Origin of the sequence: Microbacterium sp. NPDC077184, from assembly GCF_040687055.1 — a bacterium.
GTDB lineage: Bacteria > Actinomycetota > Actinomycetes > Actinomycetales > Microbacteriaceae > Microbacterium.
Map to the genome: position 1 here is coordinate 98,457 of NZ_JBFBMM010000001.1, position 16,097 is coordinate 114,553.

At 69.1% G+C, this 16,097-nt stretch carries 14 protein-coding genes and 1 tRNA gene; 9 read left to right on the forward strand and 6 right to left on the reverse strand.

All coding sequences use genetic code 11. The annotated features are described in order from the left end of the window. Window positions 1–47 precede the first annotated feature (47 nt). On the forward strand, window positions 48–239 hold the full coding sequence (locus AB0O93_RS00420; RefSeq protein ID WP_363339461.1) for a hypothetical protein: 192 nt from the start codon (window positions 48–50) through the stop codon (window positions 237–239). Window positions 240–292: 53 nt separating this feature from the next. Here the strand turns inward: AB0O93_RS00420 and AB0O93_RS00425 are convergent, their stop codons facing one another. Beyond that, window positions 293–841 (reverse strand): PIN domain-containing protein, encoded by a 549-nt coding sequence (locus AB0O93_RS00425; RefSeq protein WP_363339463.1) that lies wholly within the window; start codon window positions 839–841, stop codon window positions 293–295. 3 nt (window positions 842–844) lie between these two features. Then, complete coding sequence (locus AB0O93_RS00430; RefSeq protein ID WP_363339465.1) at window positions 845–1,336, reverse strand: helix-turn-helix domain-containing protein; 492 nt, start codon at window positions 1,334–1,336, stop codon at window positions 845–847. A gap of 253 nt (window positions 1,337–1,589) precedes the next feature. On the opposite strand from AB0O93_RS00430, the gene AB0O93_RS00435 reads away from it, so the two are divergent. The 5 genes from AB0O93_RS00435 to AB0O93_RS00455 all read left to right on the forward strand — a co-directional run bounded on the left by AB0O93_RS00435 (window position 1,590) and on the right by AB0O93_RS00455 (window position 7,487). Then, window positions 1,590–1,676, forward strand: a tRNA-Ser gene (locus AB0O93_RS00435). 392 nt (window positions 1,677–2,068) lie between these two features. Further along, window positions 2,069–4,138 carry a choline BCCT transporter BetT gene (gene betT, locus AB0O93_RS00440; RefSeq protein WP_363339467.1) on the forward strand — a complete coding sequence of 690 codons (2,070 nt, stop codon included), beginning with the start codon at window positions 2,069–2,071 and terminating at the stop codon, window positions 4,136–4,138. A 59-nt stretch (window positions 4,139–4,197) separates the two neighbouring features. After that, on the forward strand, window positions 4,198–5,670 hold the full coding sequence (locus AB0O93_RS00445) for an aldehyde dehydrogenase family protein (protein WP_363339469.1): 1,473 nt from the start codon (window positions 4,198–4,200) through the stop codon (window positions 5,668–5,670). Window positions 5,671–5,685: 15 nt separating this feature from the next. Further along, on the forward strand, window positions 5,686–7,242 hold the full coding sequence (locus tag AB0O93_RS00450) for a GMC family oxidoreductase N-terminal domain-containing protein (RefSeq protein ID WP_363339471.1): 1,557 nt from the start codon (window positions 5,686–5,688) through the stop codon (window positions 7,240–7,242). 17 nt (window positions 7,243–7,259) lie between these two features. Next, a complete protein-coding gene (locus AB0O93_RS00455; protein WP_363339473.1) occupies window positions 7,260–7,487 on the forward strand; it encodes an RNA-binding S4 domain-containing protein in 228 nt (75 codons plus the stop codon). A gap of 7 nt (window positions 7,488–7,494) precedes the next feature. Here AB0O93_RS00455 and AB0O93_RS00460 read toward each other — a convergent pair whose 3' ends face one another. The 3 genes from AB0O93_RS00460 to AB0O93_RS00470 are packed head-to-tail and all read right to left on the reverse strand — an operon-like array spanning window position 7,495 to window position 10,432. Then, on the reverse strand, window positions 7,495–8,412 hold the full coding sequence (locus AB0O93_RS00460) for a TAXI family TRAP transporter solute-binding subunit (RefSeq protein WP_363339476.1): 918 nt from the start codon (window positions 8,410–8,412) through the stop codon (window positions 7,495–7,497). Beyond that, window positions 8,409–9,782, reverse strand: a complete 1,374-nt coding sequence (locus tag AB0O93_RS00465; RefSeq protein ID WP_363339478.1) for a HAMP domain-containing sensor histidine kinase — start codon at window positions 9,780–9,782, stop codon at window positions 8,409–8,411. The genes AB0O93_RS00460 and AB0O93_RS00465 overlap by 4 nt, the downstream gene beginning before the upstream one ends. Beyond that, complete coding sequence (locus AB0O93_RS00470; protein WP_363339480.1) at window positions 9,779–10,432, reverse strand: response regulator transcription factor; 654 nt, start codon at window positions 10,430–10,432, stop codon at window positions 9,779–9,781. Before AB0O93_RS00470 ends, AB0O93_RS00465 begins: the two co-directional genes overlap by 4 nt. A gap of 147 nt (window positions 10,433–10,579) precedes the next feature. Here AB0O93_RS00470 and AB0O93_RS00475 point away from each other — a divergent pair, with 147 nt between their 5' ends. From AB0O93_RS00475 to AB0O93_RS00485, 3 genes are read left to right on the forward strand one after another with little or no spacing between them, the layout of a single operon-like run. Continuing rightward, window positions 10,580–11,938 carry an MFS transporter gene (locus tag AB0O93_RS00475; RefSeq protein WP_363339482.1) on the forward strand — a complete coding sequence of 453 codons (1,359 nt, stop codon included), beginning with the start codon at window positions 10,580–10,582 and terminating at the stop codon, window positions 11,936–11,938. A gap of 38 nt (window positions 11,939–11,976) precedes the next feature. After that, window positions 11,977–13,659, forward strand: a complete 1,683-nt coding sequence (locus tag AB0O93_RS00480) for a thiamine pyrophosphate-dependent enzyme (protein ID WP_363340952.1) — start codon at window positions 11,977–11,979, stop codon at window positions 13,657–13,659. Beyond that, a complete protein-coding gene (locus tag AB0O93_RS00485; protein WP_363339484.1) occupies window positions 13,659–15,095 on the forward strand; it encodes an NAD-dependent succinate-semialdehyde dehydrogenase in 1,437 nt (478 codons plus the stop codon). Before AB0O93_RS00480 ends, AB0O93_RS00485 begins: the two co-directional genes overlap by 1 nt. A 5-nt stretch (window positions 15,096–15,100) precedes the next feature. On the opposite strand, the gene AB0O93_RS00490 is transcribed toward AB0O93_RS00485, so the two are convergent. Beyond that, the gene (locus AB0O93_RS00490) at window positions 15,101–16,069 is read right to left on the reverse strand and encodes a squalene cyclase (protein WP_363339486.1); all 969 of its coding nucleotides are present in this window, start codon (window positions 16,067–16,069) and stop codon (window positions 15,101–15,103) included. Between the last annotated feature and the right edge of the window lie 28 nt (window positions 16,070–16,097).

Here is a 16,097-nt window from a genome sequence, read left to right on the forward strand (position 1 = left end):
GTCGCGCTGCCGCATGGCGAAATAGCCTCGATGCACCGATCCCCACTGTGAGCATCGGACTGAAGCAGTTCGGCTCCGCGCCCCTGGGCGCGGTCGTAGCCGTCCTTGGGTCTTCGCTGGCGGTGTACGGCACTGCCACGGGTGTCGCGTTTCTCGGCATCCCCGGGATCGTGCTCGGCAATCGGCGCGCGCGGGCCCGAATGAGCATCGACTCCGGCACGAACGCGCGCCCGCGGTGACGAGCGGGTTGCCCGCTGCTTGGGTGCTGCCGACGCCCGCTGACCGCGGCAGTTCAGAGGTAACGGCGGGTGCGTTCCGCGAAGCGGGGGACACCTGCTCGGGAGAGCAGGTCCAGGTATTCGTCGACGGTCATCGGCGGGTTCTCGTACGAGGACAGCACCGCGCGCAGCACCGTGAGGACGACGTCTTCGCGGAGTTCGAGTTGATCGAGCAGGAAGTCGTCGGGGTGGCGGGCCTCGATGTCGTACGGTGCGAGCGCGTCGGCGGGGAAGTGGCGCAGGTTGAACGTGACGAGCAGCTCCACGTTCGCTCGAACGGCCGCTGCGAGGATGTGTCGATCTCCCTCGTCGCACGTCATCGCCTGGATGAGTTCCTCGTACCCGGTGACCTCCGCGTCGGGGAACGCGGCGCGCATCATCGAGATCCGCCGGTCGGCGGCATCCGCAGTGATGCCACGACGGACGAGGGTTCGCTTCAGCTCTTCGAACACACCCGCCGACCACAGTGGCCGGAACATGCCTCGCTCGGCGAGTGTGAGGAGCAGGTCGTTCAGTGCGCCGCCGAATACCGTCGAGGTATCCAGGAACACGGGGAACCGCACAGATCAGCTCCCGTCGGCCTCGGCTTCGGCTGTGTAGACGAGGTCGAGCATTCCCGACTGCTGATTGTGGCGGGCGAGTTGGCGAAGCGCTGCCTGACGCTCGGCGCGGATGCGTTCTTGGAAGCTGACGAGATCGGCGAGCATGACCCGTCGGTGCCGGCCTACCGTGTCATAGCTGAGCGCGCCGCTGTCGAGATACTTCACCAGCGTCGGGCGGGACACCCCGATGAAGTCGGCGGCCTCCTGCGTGGTGAGCTGAGTATCAGTGGGGACCACTGTCACCCCCTGCCCTGCCGCGAGGAACTCCGCGACCCGGCGGAGAACGTCGAAGAGATCCCCGGGAAGCTCGATCTCTTGACCCGCCGCCGAGACCAGCCGCATGGACTGACCCGCGCGGAACTCACGTTCGAGTTCGGCGAGGATGTCCTCGAGCTGCTGCGGGCTATCGGCTCCGGGTAGGTATGTCCGGCCGGGACCGTTCATCGTGCGTGGCATGAGAATCCTCCGACTCCAGGCTAACTGCAATATTCGCAACCGGGGCGGCGTCGCGCAAGAGGCTGTGGCACGCTCTCCCGGGCCAAGCGGGGTCTCGTGCCGGGTGACCCCCAGGTGACCCCGAGCCTGCCGAGGGCCACGTGGGCTCATGAGCGCCAAGTGTGTGGAGTGCGTGGAGAGTGTTAGTAGCGTCGCCAGAAAATTCTTGATCGGCGCATGAAATCCGCATGATTCCGCGGGAGAACCGGGCGCGCGAAGCGGTGCCGGGGGCAGGGTCGTGTGACCCTGCTAAGGTGGAGTCCCCTCACGGGGACCGAGGGTTCAAATCCCTCCGTCTCGGCCCTGAAGATTCCCGGTCAGCTGATGCGGGCCACGCATCCGACGATCCGTGCTTCCGGTGTTATCGGTTTCGCCACGCGGTCAGCGCCTTGTCGACTCGCTCGGCGAGGAGGACGAAGGCGTCAACCTCCCGTTGTTCCTCCGTGCGTCGGTTGGGCTTCCTCCCGGGGAGGAAGCTGCGCATGTCTTCGGCCGTCAACTCGGCTGTGATGTTTCCGAGAGGGTCACGGTCATCGACCTGTTGACGACCCGCGATTCGCCGATCCATCAGGCCAGTGGAGCCCGCCCCTTTCCACAGACGGGCACCGTCCGTCAACACCCGTCACGTTTCCGCCCCGCGCGCCATCATGAGCTTTCGTACACGGCCTCAACGCCCTCGCCCGGGGAGGAACCATGAACGAACAGTCGACCGTCGATTCCGCGTCATCCGTCAGACCCAACTGGCCCGTCCTCATCGGGTCGTCCATCCTCATCGTCGGCATCGCGGTGTGGGCGATCATCCTTCCGGATCAGGCCGGGGGCGTCATCGGATCAGCGGTCGGGTGGGTGGCCACCAACCTCGGCTGGTACTACATCCTCACGGCCACGCTCGTTCTCGGCTTCGTGATCTATCTCGCGCTTTCCCCGATGGGGAAGACGAAGCTCGGGCCTGACCACTCGAAGCCGCAGTTCCGGCTGTTCACGTGGATGTCGATGCTCTTCGCCGCGGGCATCGGCATCGACCTCCTCTTCTTCTCCGTCGCCGAACCCGTCGCGCAGTACTACCAGCCGCCGACCGGCGCGTCCGAGAACATCGAAGCCGCCCGTCAGGCGATCGTGTGGACGCTGTTCCACTACGGGCCGGTCGGATGGGCGATGTACGCGCTCATGGGAGGGGCCTTCGCCTACTTCGCCTACCGCCGCAACCTCCCCCTCAGCATCCGTTCGCTGCTGACGCCGATTCTCGGAAACCGTCTTCGCGGCTGGGCTGGGCACACCGTCGACATCGCCGCCGTCCTCGGCACGGTGTTCGGCATCGCCACATCACTCGGCATCGGCGTCGTCCAGCTCAATTACGGACTGTTCCTCCTCTTCGGAATCCCGCAGGGCGTGGCGGCGCAGGTCGGACTCATCGTCCTGGCCGTCATCATGGCGACGATCTCGACCGTGTCGGGTGTGGAGAAGGGCATCCGGCGGCTGTCGGAGCTGAATGTGATCCTCGCGATCCTCCTGCTGTTCTTCCTCGCGGTCACCGGCAACACCCGGCGCCTGCTCGACGGCATCGTGATGAACGTCGGCGATTTCGTCGCCACCTTCCCCGGTCTCATCATGAACACCTTCGCGTGGGTGCAACCGGACGACTGGATGAGTGCGTGGACCCTGTTCTTCTGGGCCTGGTGGATCGCCTGGGCGCCGTTCGTCGGTCTCTTCCTGGCCCGTATCTCCCGCGGCCGGACCCTCCGCCAGTTCATCACCGGTGTGCTGGTCGTGCCCTTCGTCTTCATCGCCGTCTTCATCTCGGTGCTCGGCAACTCGGCCCTCGAGCTCATCCTCGGCGGCGCCGCGGAGTTCGGCGAGACAGCGCTCGCCTCACCGGAGCAGGGCTTCTACGATCTGCTCGCCGCATACCCGGCCGCGCCCCTCGTCATCGCCCTCGCGACCCTCACGGGCCTGCTGTTCTACGTCACCTCGGCCGACTCGGGTGCCCTGGTGCTCGCCAACTTCACTTCGATCATCGACGACCCCCGTGAGGACGGCAGCAGCCGGATGCGGGTCTACTGGGCGATCGTCACCGGCGTCCTCACGATGTCGATGCTGCTGATCGGGGGCATTTCCACCCTGCAGAACGCGACGCTCATCGTCGGCGTCCCGTTCTCGATCGTGCTGTACCTCGTCATGATCTCCCTCTTCCGAGCGTTGCGCACCGAGCAGCACCAGGCGGAGGGCTTCCGCGCGACGGTCACCGCCCGGATCGCGACGGTGGAGACGCCGTGGCGCCGACGCCTCCGGCGCGTCGCGGAGTTCCCGAGCCGCGAGCAGGCCCTCGGCTACCTCGAGAAGACCGCCGAGCCGGCGCTGCGCGATGTCGAGACCGAACTGGCTGCGGTCGGTGTGGACGTTTCCTACGCCCGGACCGACGTCCCCGACGCCGACCTGCCGACGGTCGTGCTGTCCGCGCGCTTCCCCGACCACGCCGACTTCGTCTACCAGGTCTATCCGGTCGTCGAGGAGCTGCCGACCTACGCGCGCCGCGCGCCCCGGCGGAGTGACCTGTACTACCGGCTCGAGGTGTTCACCGCCACCGGTTCCCGCGGCTACGACGTCTACGGCTACACCACCGAGCAGCTGATCGCCGACGCCGTCGCGCATTACGAATCCCACATGGAGTTCCTGCGCGTCGCGCCCGACGGCCAGGATGCCTCGATCGTCGAGGACGCCCCCGTCCCGGACTGGCAGTCCGACTTCCCCACCCACAAGAGCTGACCGCCTGTTCAACGCCCCGGACAGCAGTCAGAGCAAGCCCGAGCAGAAGGAGCCCCCCCATGCCCGACACACTGTTCATCGACGGACGCTGGGTGTCCGCCGCGGCCGGCGGAACCCGCGAGATCCGGTGCCCGGCCGACGGCACCCTGGTCGCGGTGGTCGACGAGGCGGACGAGACGGACACCGTTCGCGCGATCGCGGCGGCCCGCGCCGCCTTCGACCGTGGTGAATGGGCGGACACGCCCATGCCCGAGCGCGGTGCGTTCCTGCTCCGCGTGGCCGAGATGCTCCGCGAGCGCAAAGAGGAGTTCGCCCAAGCTGAGTCGCGTGACACCGGCAAGCGCATCGTCGAGTCGCGGATCGACATGGACGACATCGCCGCGTGCTTCGAGTACTACGGACGCCTGGCGGGGAACGACGCGGGACGCGTGGTCGATGCCGGCTCCGCCGATGTGCTGAGCCGCGTCGTCTACGAGCCCGTCGGCGTGTGCGCACTCATCACCCCGTGGAACTACCCGCTCCTGCAGGCGGCGTGGAAGATCGCGCCGGCGCTCGCAGCGGGCAACTCCATCGTGCTGAAGCCCGCCGAGCTCACCCCGCACACCGCGATCCTCATGATGCGCGTTCTCGAGGACGCCGGCCTGCCCCGCGGCGTCGCGAACCTCGTCCTCGGCTCCGGCGCGTCGGCGGGCGGCCCGCTCTCCACCCACGACGACGTCGACATGGTCTCCTTCACCGGCGGGCTCGTGACGGGCCGGATCATCGCCGCGAACGCCGCGGCCACCGTGAAGAAGGTCGCGCTGGAACTCGGCGGCAAGAATCCGAACGTCATCTTCGCGGATGCCGACTTCGACGCCGCGGTCGACAACGCGCTGAATGCCGCATTCGTGCACTCGGGGCAGGTCTGCTCTGCCGGAGCACGACTCATCGTCGACGCATCCATCGCCGAGCGCTTCGTGGACGAGCTCGTCCGGCGTGCCGAGGGCATCCGTCTCGGCGGTCCCTTCGACGACGCCGCGGAGACCGGTCCGCTCATCTCGGCCGCGCACCGCGACAAGGTGACCGCCTACGTCGAGAAGGGTGTCGAGGAGGGGGCTCGCGTGCGCTGCGGCGGACGCTGGGGCGAGGGCGACCTCGCCGACGGCTTCTACTACCTCCCCACGGTCCTCGACCAGGTCACGCGCGGGATGTCCGTCGTCCGCGACGAGGCGTTCGGCCCTGTTGTGACGGTGGAGACCTTCGAGACCGAGGACGAGGCCGTCGCGACGGCCAACGACACCGTCTACGGTCTCGCCGGTGCGGTCTGGTCGCAGGATGCCGGTCGGGTGCAGCGCATCGCCGGGCGCCTTCGCCACGGCACGATCTGGATCAACGACTACCACCCCTACCTGCCGCAGGCGGAGTGGGGCGGCTTCAAGCAGTCCGGCTTCGGACGCGAGCTCGGCCCCACGGGCCTCGCCGAGTACCAGGAAGCCAAGCACATCTATCAGAACCTCCGTCCGGCCGCGACCGGCTGGTTCGAGAGCCGCTGACGAAAGGATCCCGTCATGAAGACCACGCACACCTTCGACTACGTCGTCGTCGGCGGCGGCTCTGCCGGCGCCGCCGTCGCCGCCCGCCTGAGCGAAGACCCGACCGTGACGGTCGGACTGCTCGAGGCCGGTCCGACGGATGTCGACACGGATGTCGTCCTCGAGCTCTCCCGGTGGATGGAGCTGCTCGAGTCCGGGTACGACTGGGACTACCCCGTCGAGCCGCAGGAGAACGGCAACTCGTTCATGCGTCACGCCCGCGCCAAGGTGCTGGGCGGATGCTCGTCGCACAATTCGTGCATCGCGTTCTGGGCGCCGCGCGAAGACCTCGACGAGTGGGCGCAGAAGCACGGCGCCGAGGGATGGGACGCCGACAGCACCTTCCCGCTCTTCCAGCGCCTCGAGACCAACGAGGACGACGGCGACCACCACGGCCACGACGGGCCCGTGCACCTGATGACCGCTCCCTCGACCGATCCGTCGGGTGCCGCCCTCCTCGCCGCATGCGAGCAGGCGGGCATCCCGAACGTCCGGTTCAACACCGGGGAGACTGTGGTCAACGGGGCCGGGGTCTTCCAGGTGAACCGTCAGCCCGACGGCACGCGTGCCTCGTCGTCGGTGTCGTACCTGCACCCGATCCTCGATCGGGAGAACCTCACGGTCCTCACCGACGCCCACGTGCGGGAACTCGAGTTCGACGGCGACCGCTGCGTGGGCGTGCAGTACGTCGACAACGCCTTCGGCCGCCCGAACCGTATCGCCGCCACGCGTGAGGTGATCGTCTCGGCCGGGGCGATCAACACCCCGCAGCTTCTGATGCTGTCGGGAATCGGCCCGCGCGAGCACCTCGAAGAGCACGGCATCGAGGTGCGGGTGGACGCCCCCGGCGTCGGCGCCAACCTGCAGGACCACCCCGAGGGGGTCGTGCAGTGGGAGGCGAAGAAGCCGATGCCGCGCGAGTCGGTCCAGTGGTGGGAGATCGGCGTCTTCACCCCGACCGAGGAGGGCCTCGACCGCCCCGACCTGATGATGCACTACGGCTCTGTCCCGTTCGACATGCACACCTACCGTGCGGGATACCCGACCGCGGAGGACGTGTTCTGCCTGACGCCGAACGTCACCCACGCCCGCTCCCGCGGGACGGTGCGCCTGCGCTCGCGCGACTACCGCGACAAGCCGATGGTCGATCCGCGGTACTTCACCGATCCCGAGGGCCACGACATGCGCGTCATGATCGCGGGCATCCGCAAGGCGCGCGAGATCGTCTCCCAGCCGGCGATGGCGGAGTGGGTCGAGCGCGAGCTCTCTCCGGGAGCGGATGCCGTCACCGACGAGCAGCTGACCGACTACATCCGTCGCACGCACAACACCGTCTACCACCCCGTGGGAACGGCACGCATGGGCGGGGTCGACGATGCGATGTCGCCGGTCGACCCGCAGCTGCGGGTGAAGGGCGTGACGGGCCTCCGGGTCGCGGACGCGTCGGCGATGCCGGAGATCACGACGGTCAACCCCAACATCACGGTCATGATGATCGGCGAGAAGTGCGCCGACCTCATCCGTTCCGCGTGACGGGTTAGCATTCCCGCATGACGACCCCGACACCGGTCACCGACGTCTCGATCGGCGGAGACGGCATCCGCCTCGGTCAGTTCCTCAAGTTCGCGGGGCTGCTCGACTCGGGCGGCGACGTGAAAGAAGCGATCATCGACGGCTACGTCACCGTCAACGACGAGGTCGATCGGCGTCGGGGTCGGCAGCTGCAGCTCGGTGACGTGGTCGGCTTCGACGGGCGTCGCGTCCGCGTCTGCGCGTGAGATCCGTTCAGTCGTAGCGTGCGCGGTAGCGCTCGGCGGCGGCCGGATGCAGCGCCAGGGGGGCGGTGTCGATCAGATTCCACGGCGTGAGGTACTGGGTTCCGGCCGATTCGGGCGGGATGAGGGCGCGGTTGCGGTCGATGAGGGTGTCCACCAGCATGGCGACCACATCGGACGGTGTCTCCCGTCGCGCCACGAGGAGGTTCGGTACGCCGATGGTGGTCACCGTGCGCTCGGAACCGTAGACACCGAGCGGAATGGGCGCGGCGGTCGCCGGAGAGAGCGGATCGACGGACTGAGGGATGTCGAGCAGTCGGATGGGGACGCGGGTCGCGAGTGCGCTGATGAGGGGGGTGGGAATGCCTCCCGACCAGAAGAAGGCGTCGATCGCCTCCGCCTCGAGAGCAGCGGTCGCCGCGTCGAGGGTCAATTCGCTGACGACGGTCTCGTCGTCCAGATCGAGGGCGCCGAGCAGCCGACGCGCGATCTCGGCGACCCCGGATCCGGGCGGACCGATCGACACGCGTCGCGCGCCGAGGTCGCTCAGCCGGGTCACCGGACCGTCGGCCCGCACGACGCACTGCAGGTAGTTCTGGTAGACGCGGCCCACCGCCACGATGTCGGCCGAAGCGTGTCGGGCCGTCTCGGCGAGCGTCAGAGCGAACTCCACCCGTCCGTCGTCGAGAAGGCGAAGGTTCTCGGCGCTGCCCTGCGTGGCGACGACCAGCAGATCGAGCGGTTGGCTGCTCTGAACCGCACGACGAAGCAGCTCCCCGAACTGGTGGTAGCTCCCGCCTCTTTCCCCGGTCGCGATGCGCGCCACCTGTGTCGTCCCGCCGGGTGCGCATGAGGTGAGCAGGCCCATTCCGGCGATACCGACCGCGGCGCGGAGGAGGTCGCGACGAGATGGACGCGCGTCGGTCATGTCCGCCCCCATGTCACGGTGGTCTCGAGGCCGCCGAGCGAAGAACGCCCCATCGCCACGGTCGCGCCGTTCGCGCGCGCGAGCTGCGCGACGATCGCGATGCCGAGGCCGCTGCCCGGCGAAGACTGGTGGGCGCGCGAGCGCCAGAACCGCGTGCCGATGCGGGTGAGGTCCTCGTCGTCCAGGCCCGGCCCGGAGTCCTCGATCCTCACGGTGACGCCGCGGGGATCCGCGGTCAGCTCGACGCGGATGCGCGCGCCGGCGCCGGCGTACTTCGTGGCGTTGTCCAGCACCGTGTCGACGATCTCCTGGAGGTCGTCCGCGGAGCACGGCACCTCCACGAGGTCATCGTCCTCGGCGTCCACGATCTGACCCGCGGCGTGGATGCGGTCGCGGAACGGCCCAGCCAGGGCGCTCGCGGAGGTCGTCACCGTGGCGTCCTCCCGCCCGGCGCTTTGGGTCAGTGTCGTGGTGGCGTGGTTCTCCGCGTTCGCCAGCGCGAGCATGCGGGCGATGACGTGGTCGAGCCGGTCGAGGTCGGCGTTCAGGCGGGCCAGCTCGGCGTGATCGACCTCGCCGGCCTCGGCGGCGTCGATCCGCAGCCGAATCGCGGCCAGGGGATTGCGCAACTGATGGGAGGCATCGGCGACGAAGCCGCGCTGCTGCTCGAGCGTGTCCGAAACGGCCGCGCTCATCCGCTCGAACGAGCGGGTCAGATGGCGCAGCTCCGGCGGCCCCGAGAGCGCGGCCACCCCGGGATCTCGATTGTCGGCGATGGCCAGGGCGGCGTTGTCGAGGATCTTGACCGGCTTGAGGATCCACCGGGTCCACGCGTTCGCGGCCAGCAGCAGCGCCGCCAGCATCACGGTCGCCGTGATCGCGATGAGCGCCCACTGGCCCGTGACCTCCGTCCTGGCGGCCGATGCGTCCGCGGCGAGGAGGACGGCGCCGGCCGGCTGGCCCGCGGCGCGGATGGGCTGCGCCAGCAGCGCCGTGCTGTCGCTCCAGGGAACGATCGTCGGGATCGTGTTCTGGGGAATCCCCCGGGCGGCGGTCTGCAGCAGACGGAGCGCGTCATCGTCGGTCGGGACAGCGCCGATCCGGGCGATCACGTCCCCGTCGTTCCCGGTGACGACCACCGCTTCGCCGAACGTCTCGTGGAACCGGTCGAGGTAGCGCTGGAGCGGTGCCGGCGACGCTCCCTCGACCGCCGTCTGCGCGCGCTGGACGAGCTCGTCCATCGCGCTGGTGCGCTGCAGGGCGAGTTGCTGCGTGCGCGATTCCGCGAGCGCGGCGCTGACCGGGATCAGGACGGCGGCGACGGTGAGGAGCCCGAAGAGCAGAAGCGGGAGCATGACCCGAGGTCTCATGGCGCCTCGAGCCGATACCCGAACCCGCGGATGGTCGTGACGGTGAGCTCGGGGACCTTCTGGCGCACCTGACCCAGGTGGACGTCCAAGGAGCGCGAGGTGGCGGCGTAGGCATCCGCCCAGACCTCGTCCAGGATCGTCGCGCGGCTGACGGCTCGGCCCGCCTTCGTCGCCAGACACCACAGCAGCTTGAATTCGTTGGGGGTCAGGGTGACCTCGTCGCCGTCGACCGTGATCCGGTGGGCTTCGGCATCCAGCTCGACGCGTCCGAGCGTCAGGCGGTCCCGCGTCGTAGCCGGGGCGTAGCGCCGGACCACGGCGTCGAGCCGGGCCAGGAGCTCATGCAACCGGACGGGTTTGACGAGGTAATCGTCGGCGCCTCCCCGCAGGGCGAGGACGGTCGAACGCTCGTCGCCGCGGGCGGTGACGACGACGACCGGCACCTCGCTGACGGCCCGGAGCTTGTGGAGGGCGTCGAGCCCGTCCATGTCCTCCAACCCGAGATCGAGCATGACGGCGTCGACATCGTGATGGTGCAGGAGGATGTCGCTGCCGCGCGAGACGTGCGTGGAGGAGTGCCCCGCCCGGGACAGGGCGGAGACCAGGGCGGCGGCGACAGACCTGTCGTCCTCGGCGATGAGCACGCGCATTCCCACATCGTAAACAGGGGCGCGAGGGTCGAACGTAAAGCGAATGTAAGGATTTCGCAGGGGACGGAGGTCTTCGCCACAGGATGCTGGCAGGCCCCGCCGAGGTGGCGGGTGCCGGATCGACTCCGACGCGATTGGATCCCCCCCATGTCAACGACGACGACCATTCCCACCAGTCTCCGCAAGTCCGTCTCGAATACCCTGAAGGGCTCCGCGGGCAACCTCGTGGAGTGGTACGACGTCTACGTCTACTCGGTGTTCGCCACCTATTTCGAGTCGCAGTTCTTCGCGGACGACGACAAGAACTCGGCCATCTACATCTGGGCGATCTTCGCCGTCACGTTCCTGATGAGGCCCATCGGCTCGTGGTTCTTCGGCAGATTCGCCGATCGCCACGGCCGCCGCCTCGCGCTGACCGTCTCGGTCTCCCTGATGGCGCTCTGCTCCCTCATCATCGCCTTCGCCCCCACGGCCGAGATGATCGGCGCCGGCGCCGTCGCCATCCTGGTCTTCGCCCGTCTCCTGCAGGGCTTCGCGACCGGCGGGGAGTACGGCACCAGCGCGACGTACATGTCGGAGGCCGCCATGCTCGGCCGGCGGGGCTTCCTCTCGTCCTTCCACTACGTCACGCTCGTCGGCGGGCACGTGCTCGCGCAGACCACCCTGCTCGTGATGGTGCTCACGCTCTCCGATGAGGCGATCTCCACATGGGGCTGGCGCGTGGCGTTCGCCATCGGCGGCGTCTCCGCCGTCGTCGTCTTCTGGCTCCGACGGACGATGGACGAGTCGCTCCAGGCCGACGTCATCGAGAAGATCAAGGACGGGCAGTCGAAGGGGAGCGGCTCCATGAAGGAGCTGCTCGTGCACCAGTGGCGCCCGCTCCTGCTGTGCTTCCTCATCACCATGGGCGGCACCGTGGCGTTCTACACCTACTCGGTCAACGGGCCCAGCATCGTCAAGTCGGCGTTCTCGGGCGGAGACGTCGTCACCGGCACCCTCATCAACCTCCTGGCCCTCGTCACGCTGATGTTGCTCCAGCCGCTGGGCGGGTGGCTGTCCGACCGCGTGGGCCGCAAGAGCCTCCTGGTCTTCTTCGGCGTCGGCGGCGTCCTCTACACCTGGTTCCTGATCGTCTTCCTCCCGCTGCAGACCAACCCGGTCACGGCGTTCACGATCCTCTTCGTCGGCTTCATCATCCTGACCGGCTACACCTCGATCAACGCCGTGGTCAAGGCGCAGCTGTTCCCCACCCACATCCGGGCCCTCGGCGTCGGGTTCGGCTACGCGATCGCGAACTCGCTCTTCGGTGGAACGGCGCCGCTGCTCTACCAGGGCGCCCTCGCCGCCGATCAGGTGCCCCTGTTCATCGGCTACGTGACGGCGGTGATCTTCGCCTCGCTCCTGGTCTACATCTTCGCGCTGCGCAACTGGGCCCCGAACTGGCTCGACAACGAACTGGAGATGCGCGAGAAGGTCGCCGAGAGGGAAGCCGCCCTGAGCCGATGACGTCCCTCACCGACAACCTGGAAGAGATCGGAGCACCGATGACCATCACCGCCCCCGCTCCCGGCGCCGCGCTGAGCGCGCCGGACGACCCGACGCAGGAATCGGCCGGACACGCCATCGTGCGCGTCCTCGAGGAGCACGGAATCCCCCGCGCATACGTGGTGCCGGGGGAGAGCTTCCTGGAAGTCCTCGACGGCCTCGCGGACTCGACGATCGACACCGTCGTGTGCCGGCACGAGGGCGGCGCCGCGTACATGGCCGAAGCGGAGGGGAAGCTCGGCGACCTGCCCGGGGTGGTGATGGTGACACGGGGGCCGGGCGCGGCGAACGCCCTGGTGGCCCTCCACACCGCCTGGCAGGATTCCACCCCGCTGGTCCTGTTCGTCGGTCTGATCCCGATGGCGCATCGGGACAGGGAGGCGTTCCAGGAGTTCGACATCCGATCCTGGTTCGACTCCGGCGTCAAGCGCGTCATGGTGCTGGACTCCGCGGAGCGCGCCGCCGAGACGGTCGCCGAGGCGATCTTCGCCGCCCGATCGGGGCGGCCCGGACCGGTCGTCGTGGGGCTGCCCGAGGACGTCCTGCGTCATCGGGTGGCCCGCACGGCGCACCCGCCGCTCCCGATCGCCACGGGGGGCATGTCGCACCATGATCTGCGTGCTCTGCGCGATGCGCTGCACCACGCCCGCAAGCCGCTCTTCGTCACCGGTGGCAACGACTGGAGCGCCGAGTCGGCGCGCGCTCTCACCGGCTGGCTCGAGCGCCAGGGCATCGCCGCCGCGGCCGAGTGGCGCACGGAGGGCGTCGTCGGCTTCGATTCGCCGAGCTATGTCGGACCCATCGGATACGGCCGTCCCCGCGCCACCTTCGATCTGCTGGAGGAGACCGACCTGCTGGTGTTCATCGGCACCCTTCCGGGCGACGTGGTCACCGACGGCTACATCGTGCGGCAGGGATGGGGGAAGAAGAACTTCCTGGTCTCGATGGACCCGTCGCTGCGCGGCAGATCGGGCGCGATCACCCATCACGTCGTCTCCAAGCCCGGGCCGTTCGTCCGGGATCTGCTGACCCTCGACCTCGAGCCGAACATCGAGTGGGCGGCATGGACCGCGCGGATGCGGGCACAGCAGACGACGTTCGCGGCGTTGCCGGGCGCCGCGCCGCGTTCGGGCGGAGCCACGATGGACACTCTCATGGCGAACCTCGTGCCGCTGCTCGACCAGGATGCCCTGGTCACCTTCGGCGCCGGAGAGCACACGAACTGGGCGCACCGGTATTTCCCGACGCGCACGTTCCCCTCGATGCTGTCGTCGGGGAACGGTTCGATGGGGTACTCCGTCCCGGCCGCCGTCACGGCCTCCCTGCGCTTCCCCGGCCGCCAGATCGTCACGATCGCCGGGGACGGCGAGTTCCTCATGAACGGACAGGAGCTCGCGACCGCTCACCAGTACGGGGCCCGTCCCCTGGTGGTGGTGATGGACAACCAGGAGTACGGAACGATCCGCACCCATCAGGAGCGTCACCACCCCGGCCGGGTGTCGGGTACGCAGCTGGTCAATCCGGACTTCGCCGGACTGGCCGAGGCCTTCGGCGGGCTGGGCGTGCGCGTCGAGCTCGACGAGGAGATCCCGGCGGCGGTGAGCGCGGCGCTCGCCGCGACGCGGACCGACCGCTTCGCCCTCATCCACCTTGTCGTCGCCCAGCGCGTCCAGGCCTACTGATGACCGTCGGGCTCGTCCCTCAGGACCTCTTCATCGACGGCACCTGGCGAGCAGGGAGCGGACAAGACCGGTTCCCGGTCCTGAACCCCGCCACCGGCGAGGTCGTCGCGCGCTTCGCCGATGCGAGCGTCGACGACTGCCGTGCCGCGGTGGACGCGGCTGCGCGGGCGTCCGCGCCGTGGGCCGCCACGTCTGCCCGCGATCGGTCGGACATCCTCAGCGCCGTCTCGGCGGAGCTCCGAGCGCAGCCCGACGTCCTCGCGGACATCATCGTCCGCGAGAACGGAAAGAGCTGGACGGATGCCGTGGCCGAGGTCCGCTACTCGGCGGAGTTCTTCCGGTGGTTCGCCGAAGAGGCGGTGCGGGTCCGCGGGGACTACAGCGCGTCGCCGACGGGGGACAAGCGGGTGATCGTCACTCACGGACCGATCGGGGTCAGCCTGCTCATCACCCCGTGGAACTTCCCCGCGGCCATGGCCGCGCGCAAGCTCGCCCCCGCCCTGGCCGCCGGATGCACGACGGTGCTGAAGCCCGCGATCGAGACCCCTCTCGCCGCCGCTCACCTCACCGAGATGCTCCACCGCGCGGGAGCGCCGGCGGGCGTGGTCAACCTTGTGACGCCGACCGAGGTGGGACCGGCGGTGTCGGCCATGATCCACGACCCTCGCGTGCGGAAGCTGTCGTTCACCGGGTCGACGGCGGTGGGGCGGCACCTCCTGCGCGAAGCGGCCGATCAGGTCGTCAGCTGCGCGATGGAGCTCGGCGGCAACGCTCCGCTGATCGTCCTGCCCGGAGCGGATGTCGCGGCCGCCGTCGAGGGCACGATCGACGCGAAACTGCGAAACGGCGGCGCCGCCTGCACGGCCGCCGACCGGCTCTACGTGCACGATTCGCTGCACGACGAGTTCGTCCGTCTCCTGCGCGAGCGCTTCGCGACCCTCACGATGGGACCGGGCACCGACCGCGGCAATCACATCGGTGCGCTGGTGTCGGAGGCCGAAGCGCGCAAGGTGGCGCGCCTCGTCGCCGATGCGGTGGACGACGGCGCGCATCTCGTCCTCGGCGAGACGCAGCGACGTTCGGGCTGCTTCTATCCGCCGACGATCCTCACCGACGTCCGTCACGGATCGGCGATCAGCGCGACCGAGATCTTCGGGCCGGTGGCCGCTATCGTGCGGTTCGCCGACACCGGTGAGGCGGTGCGGATGGCCAACGACGCGGAGTACGGTCTCGCCGCCTACGTCTTCGGGCCGGAGGCCGAGGCCCTGCGCGTGGCCGGTCACGTGGACGCGGGGATGGTCGGGGTCAACATCGGGCGGATCAGCGACCCGTTCGCGCCCTTCGGTGGCGTCAAGCAGAGCGGACTGGGTCGCGAAGGCGGCAGTGTCGGCATCCACGAGTTCCTCGAGGAGAAGTACATCGCCCTTCCGGCATAGGCGCGTCAGCGTGCAGCGTCCCACCAGTCGAGCACGCGGGCGCCCTGCAGGGTGAGCCAGCGGGAGGGTTCGCCCTCGGGGACGTCGATGTCGAACCAGGTGCGTCCGGCCAGTGGAGTGGTCTGCAGCCACCTGCCCTCGGGGGTGCGCGCGGCGCGCACGACCTCGATCGCGTCGGCGAGACGCGGATCGGGCGCCGTGCCCTCCCACAAGGACGCGTCGCGGAAGTGGTCGAGCGCCGCGAGCGCGCTGTAGCGGTGCCGATTCGGCGAGACGAATCGGAAGACGAAGTCGCCGACCGGCTCCCCGGTGCTCGCGCGGAACATCAGCCGTCGCGACAGAAGGTACTCCTCCCCGCCGTGGCGGGCCTCGCGCACGCTCCCGTCGCCCGTCAGCTGCTCGTAGGCGAGGAGTCCGCGCACGGCGTTCAGCGTCGAGTGGAACGATGACCGCACCGAGTCGCCTTCCTCCGCCTCGCAGTTCCAGCCGCCGTCCTCCAGGCGGTGCGTGCAGAACCACTCCGCCAGCGCCGAGACGTCGGCGCCCAGCCACGCGCCCGCGGCGAGCGTGTAGGAGTTGATGCAGGCATCGACCTCCCCGCCCCAGAACGGCAGGTCGTCGTAATCCCATCGGGAGTTCGCGTCGAGCTTCTCGGCGGTGCCGGCGAGGACAGCGGCGTCGAGTCCCCATTCGCGGAGATCCTTCAGCGCCCAGGTCGTCGCCACCCACGGCTGGCCGGGGCGGGTCGCTTCGTCGCTGTCGAAGAAGCCGGCGGGGAAGAACGCCCCGCCCGCCCACTGGCCGTCGGCATCCTGCTTCTCCAGAAGTCGCGCGCCGAACCCCTCGGTCGCCACCCGCGCCCGCGTCGCCTGCCAGAGCGCCGGTGGCGCCCCCACGAGGTCGCGCTCCACCTGCCAGCGGAGGGCCGGGTCGGAGTCCAGGAGCCACGCGAGGGTGGCGGCGTCGACGCTCATGCGGTGCAGGTTAGTGAGGGAAGGCGAC

What these genes read in the sequence shown, in the direction of transcription:
- AB0O93_RS00450 (WP_363339471.1), top strand. Translation starts at nt 5,686, where the DNA reads ATGAAGACCACGCACACCTTCGACTACGTCGTCGTCGGCGGCGGCTCT.
- AB0O93_RS00485 (WP_363339484.1), top strand. Translation starts at nt 13,659, where the DNA reads ATGACCGTCGGGCTCGTCCCTCAGGACCTCTTCATCGACGGCACCTGG.
- AB0O93_RS00445 (WP_363339469.1), top strand. Translation starts at nt 4,198, where the DNA reads ATGCCCGACACACTGTTCATCGACGGACGCTGGGTGTCCGCCGCGGCC.
- betT (WP_363339467.1), top strand. Translation starts at nt 2,069, where the DNA reads ATGAACGAACAGTCGACCGTCGATTCCGCGTCATCCGTCAGACCCAAC.
- AB0O93_RS00460 (WP_363339476.1), bottom strand. Translation starts at nt 8,412, where the DNA reads ATGACCGACGCGCGTCCATCTCGTCGCGACCTCCTCCGCGCCGCGGTC.
- AB0O93_RS00455 (WP_363339473.1), top strand. Translation starts at nt 7,260, where the DNA reads ATGACGACCCCGACACCGGTCACCGACGTCTCGATCGGCGGAGACGGC.
- AB0O93_RS00480 (WP_363340952.1), top strand. Translation starts at nt 11,977, where the DNA reads ATGACCATCACCGCCCCCGCTCCCGGCGCCGCGCTGAGCGCGCCGGAC.
- AB0O93_RS00430 (WP_363339465.1), bottom strand. Translation starts at nt 1,336, where the DNA reads ATGCCACGCACGATGAACGGTCCCGGCCGGACATACCTACCCGGAGCC.
- AB0O93_RS00475 (WP_363339482.1), top strand. Translation starts at nt 10,580, where the DNA reads ATGTCAACGACGACGACCATTCCCACCAGTCTCCGCAAGTCCGTCTCG.
- AB0O93_RS00470 (WP_363339480.1), bottom strand. Translation starts at nt 10,432, where the DNA reads ATGCGCGTGCTCATCGCCGAGGACGACAGGTCTGTCGCCGCCGCCCTG.
- AB0O93_RS00490 (WP_363339486.1), bottom strand. Translation starts at nt 16,069, where the DNA reads ATGAGCGTCGACGCCGCCACCCTCGCGTGGCTCCTGGACTCCGACCCG.
- AB0O93_RS00465 (WP_363339478.1), bottom strand. Translation starts at nt 9,782, where the DNA reads ATGAGACCTCGGGTCATGCTCCCGCTTCTGCTCTTCGGGCTCCTCACC.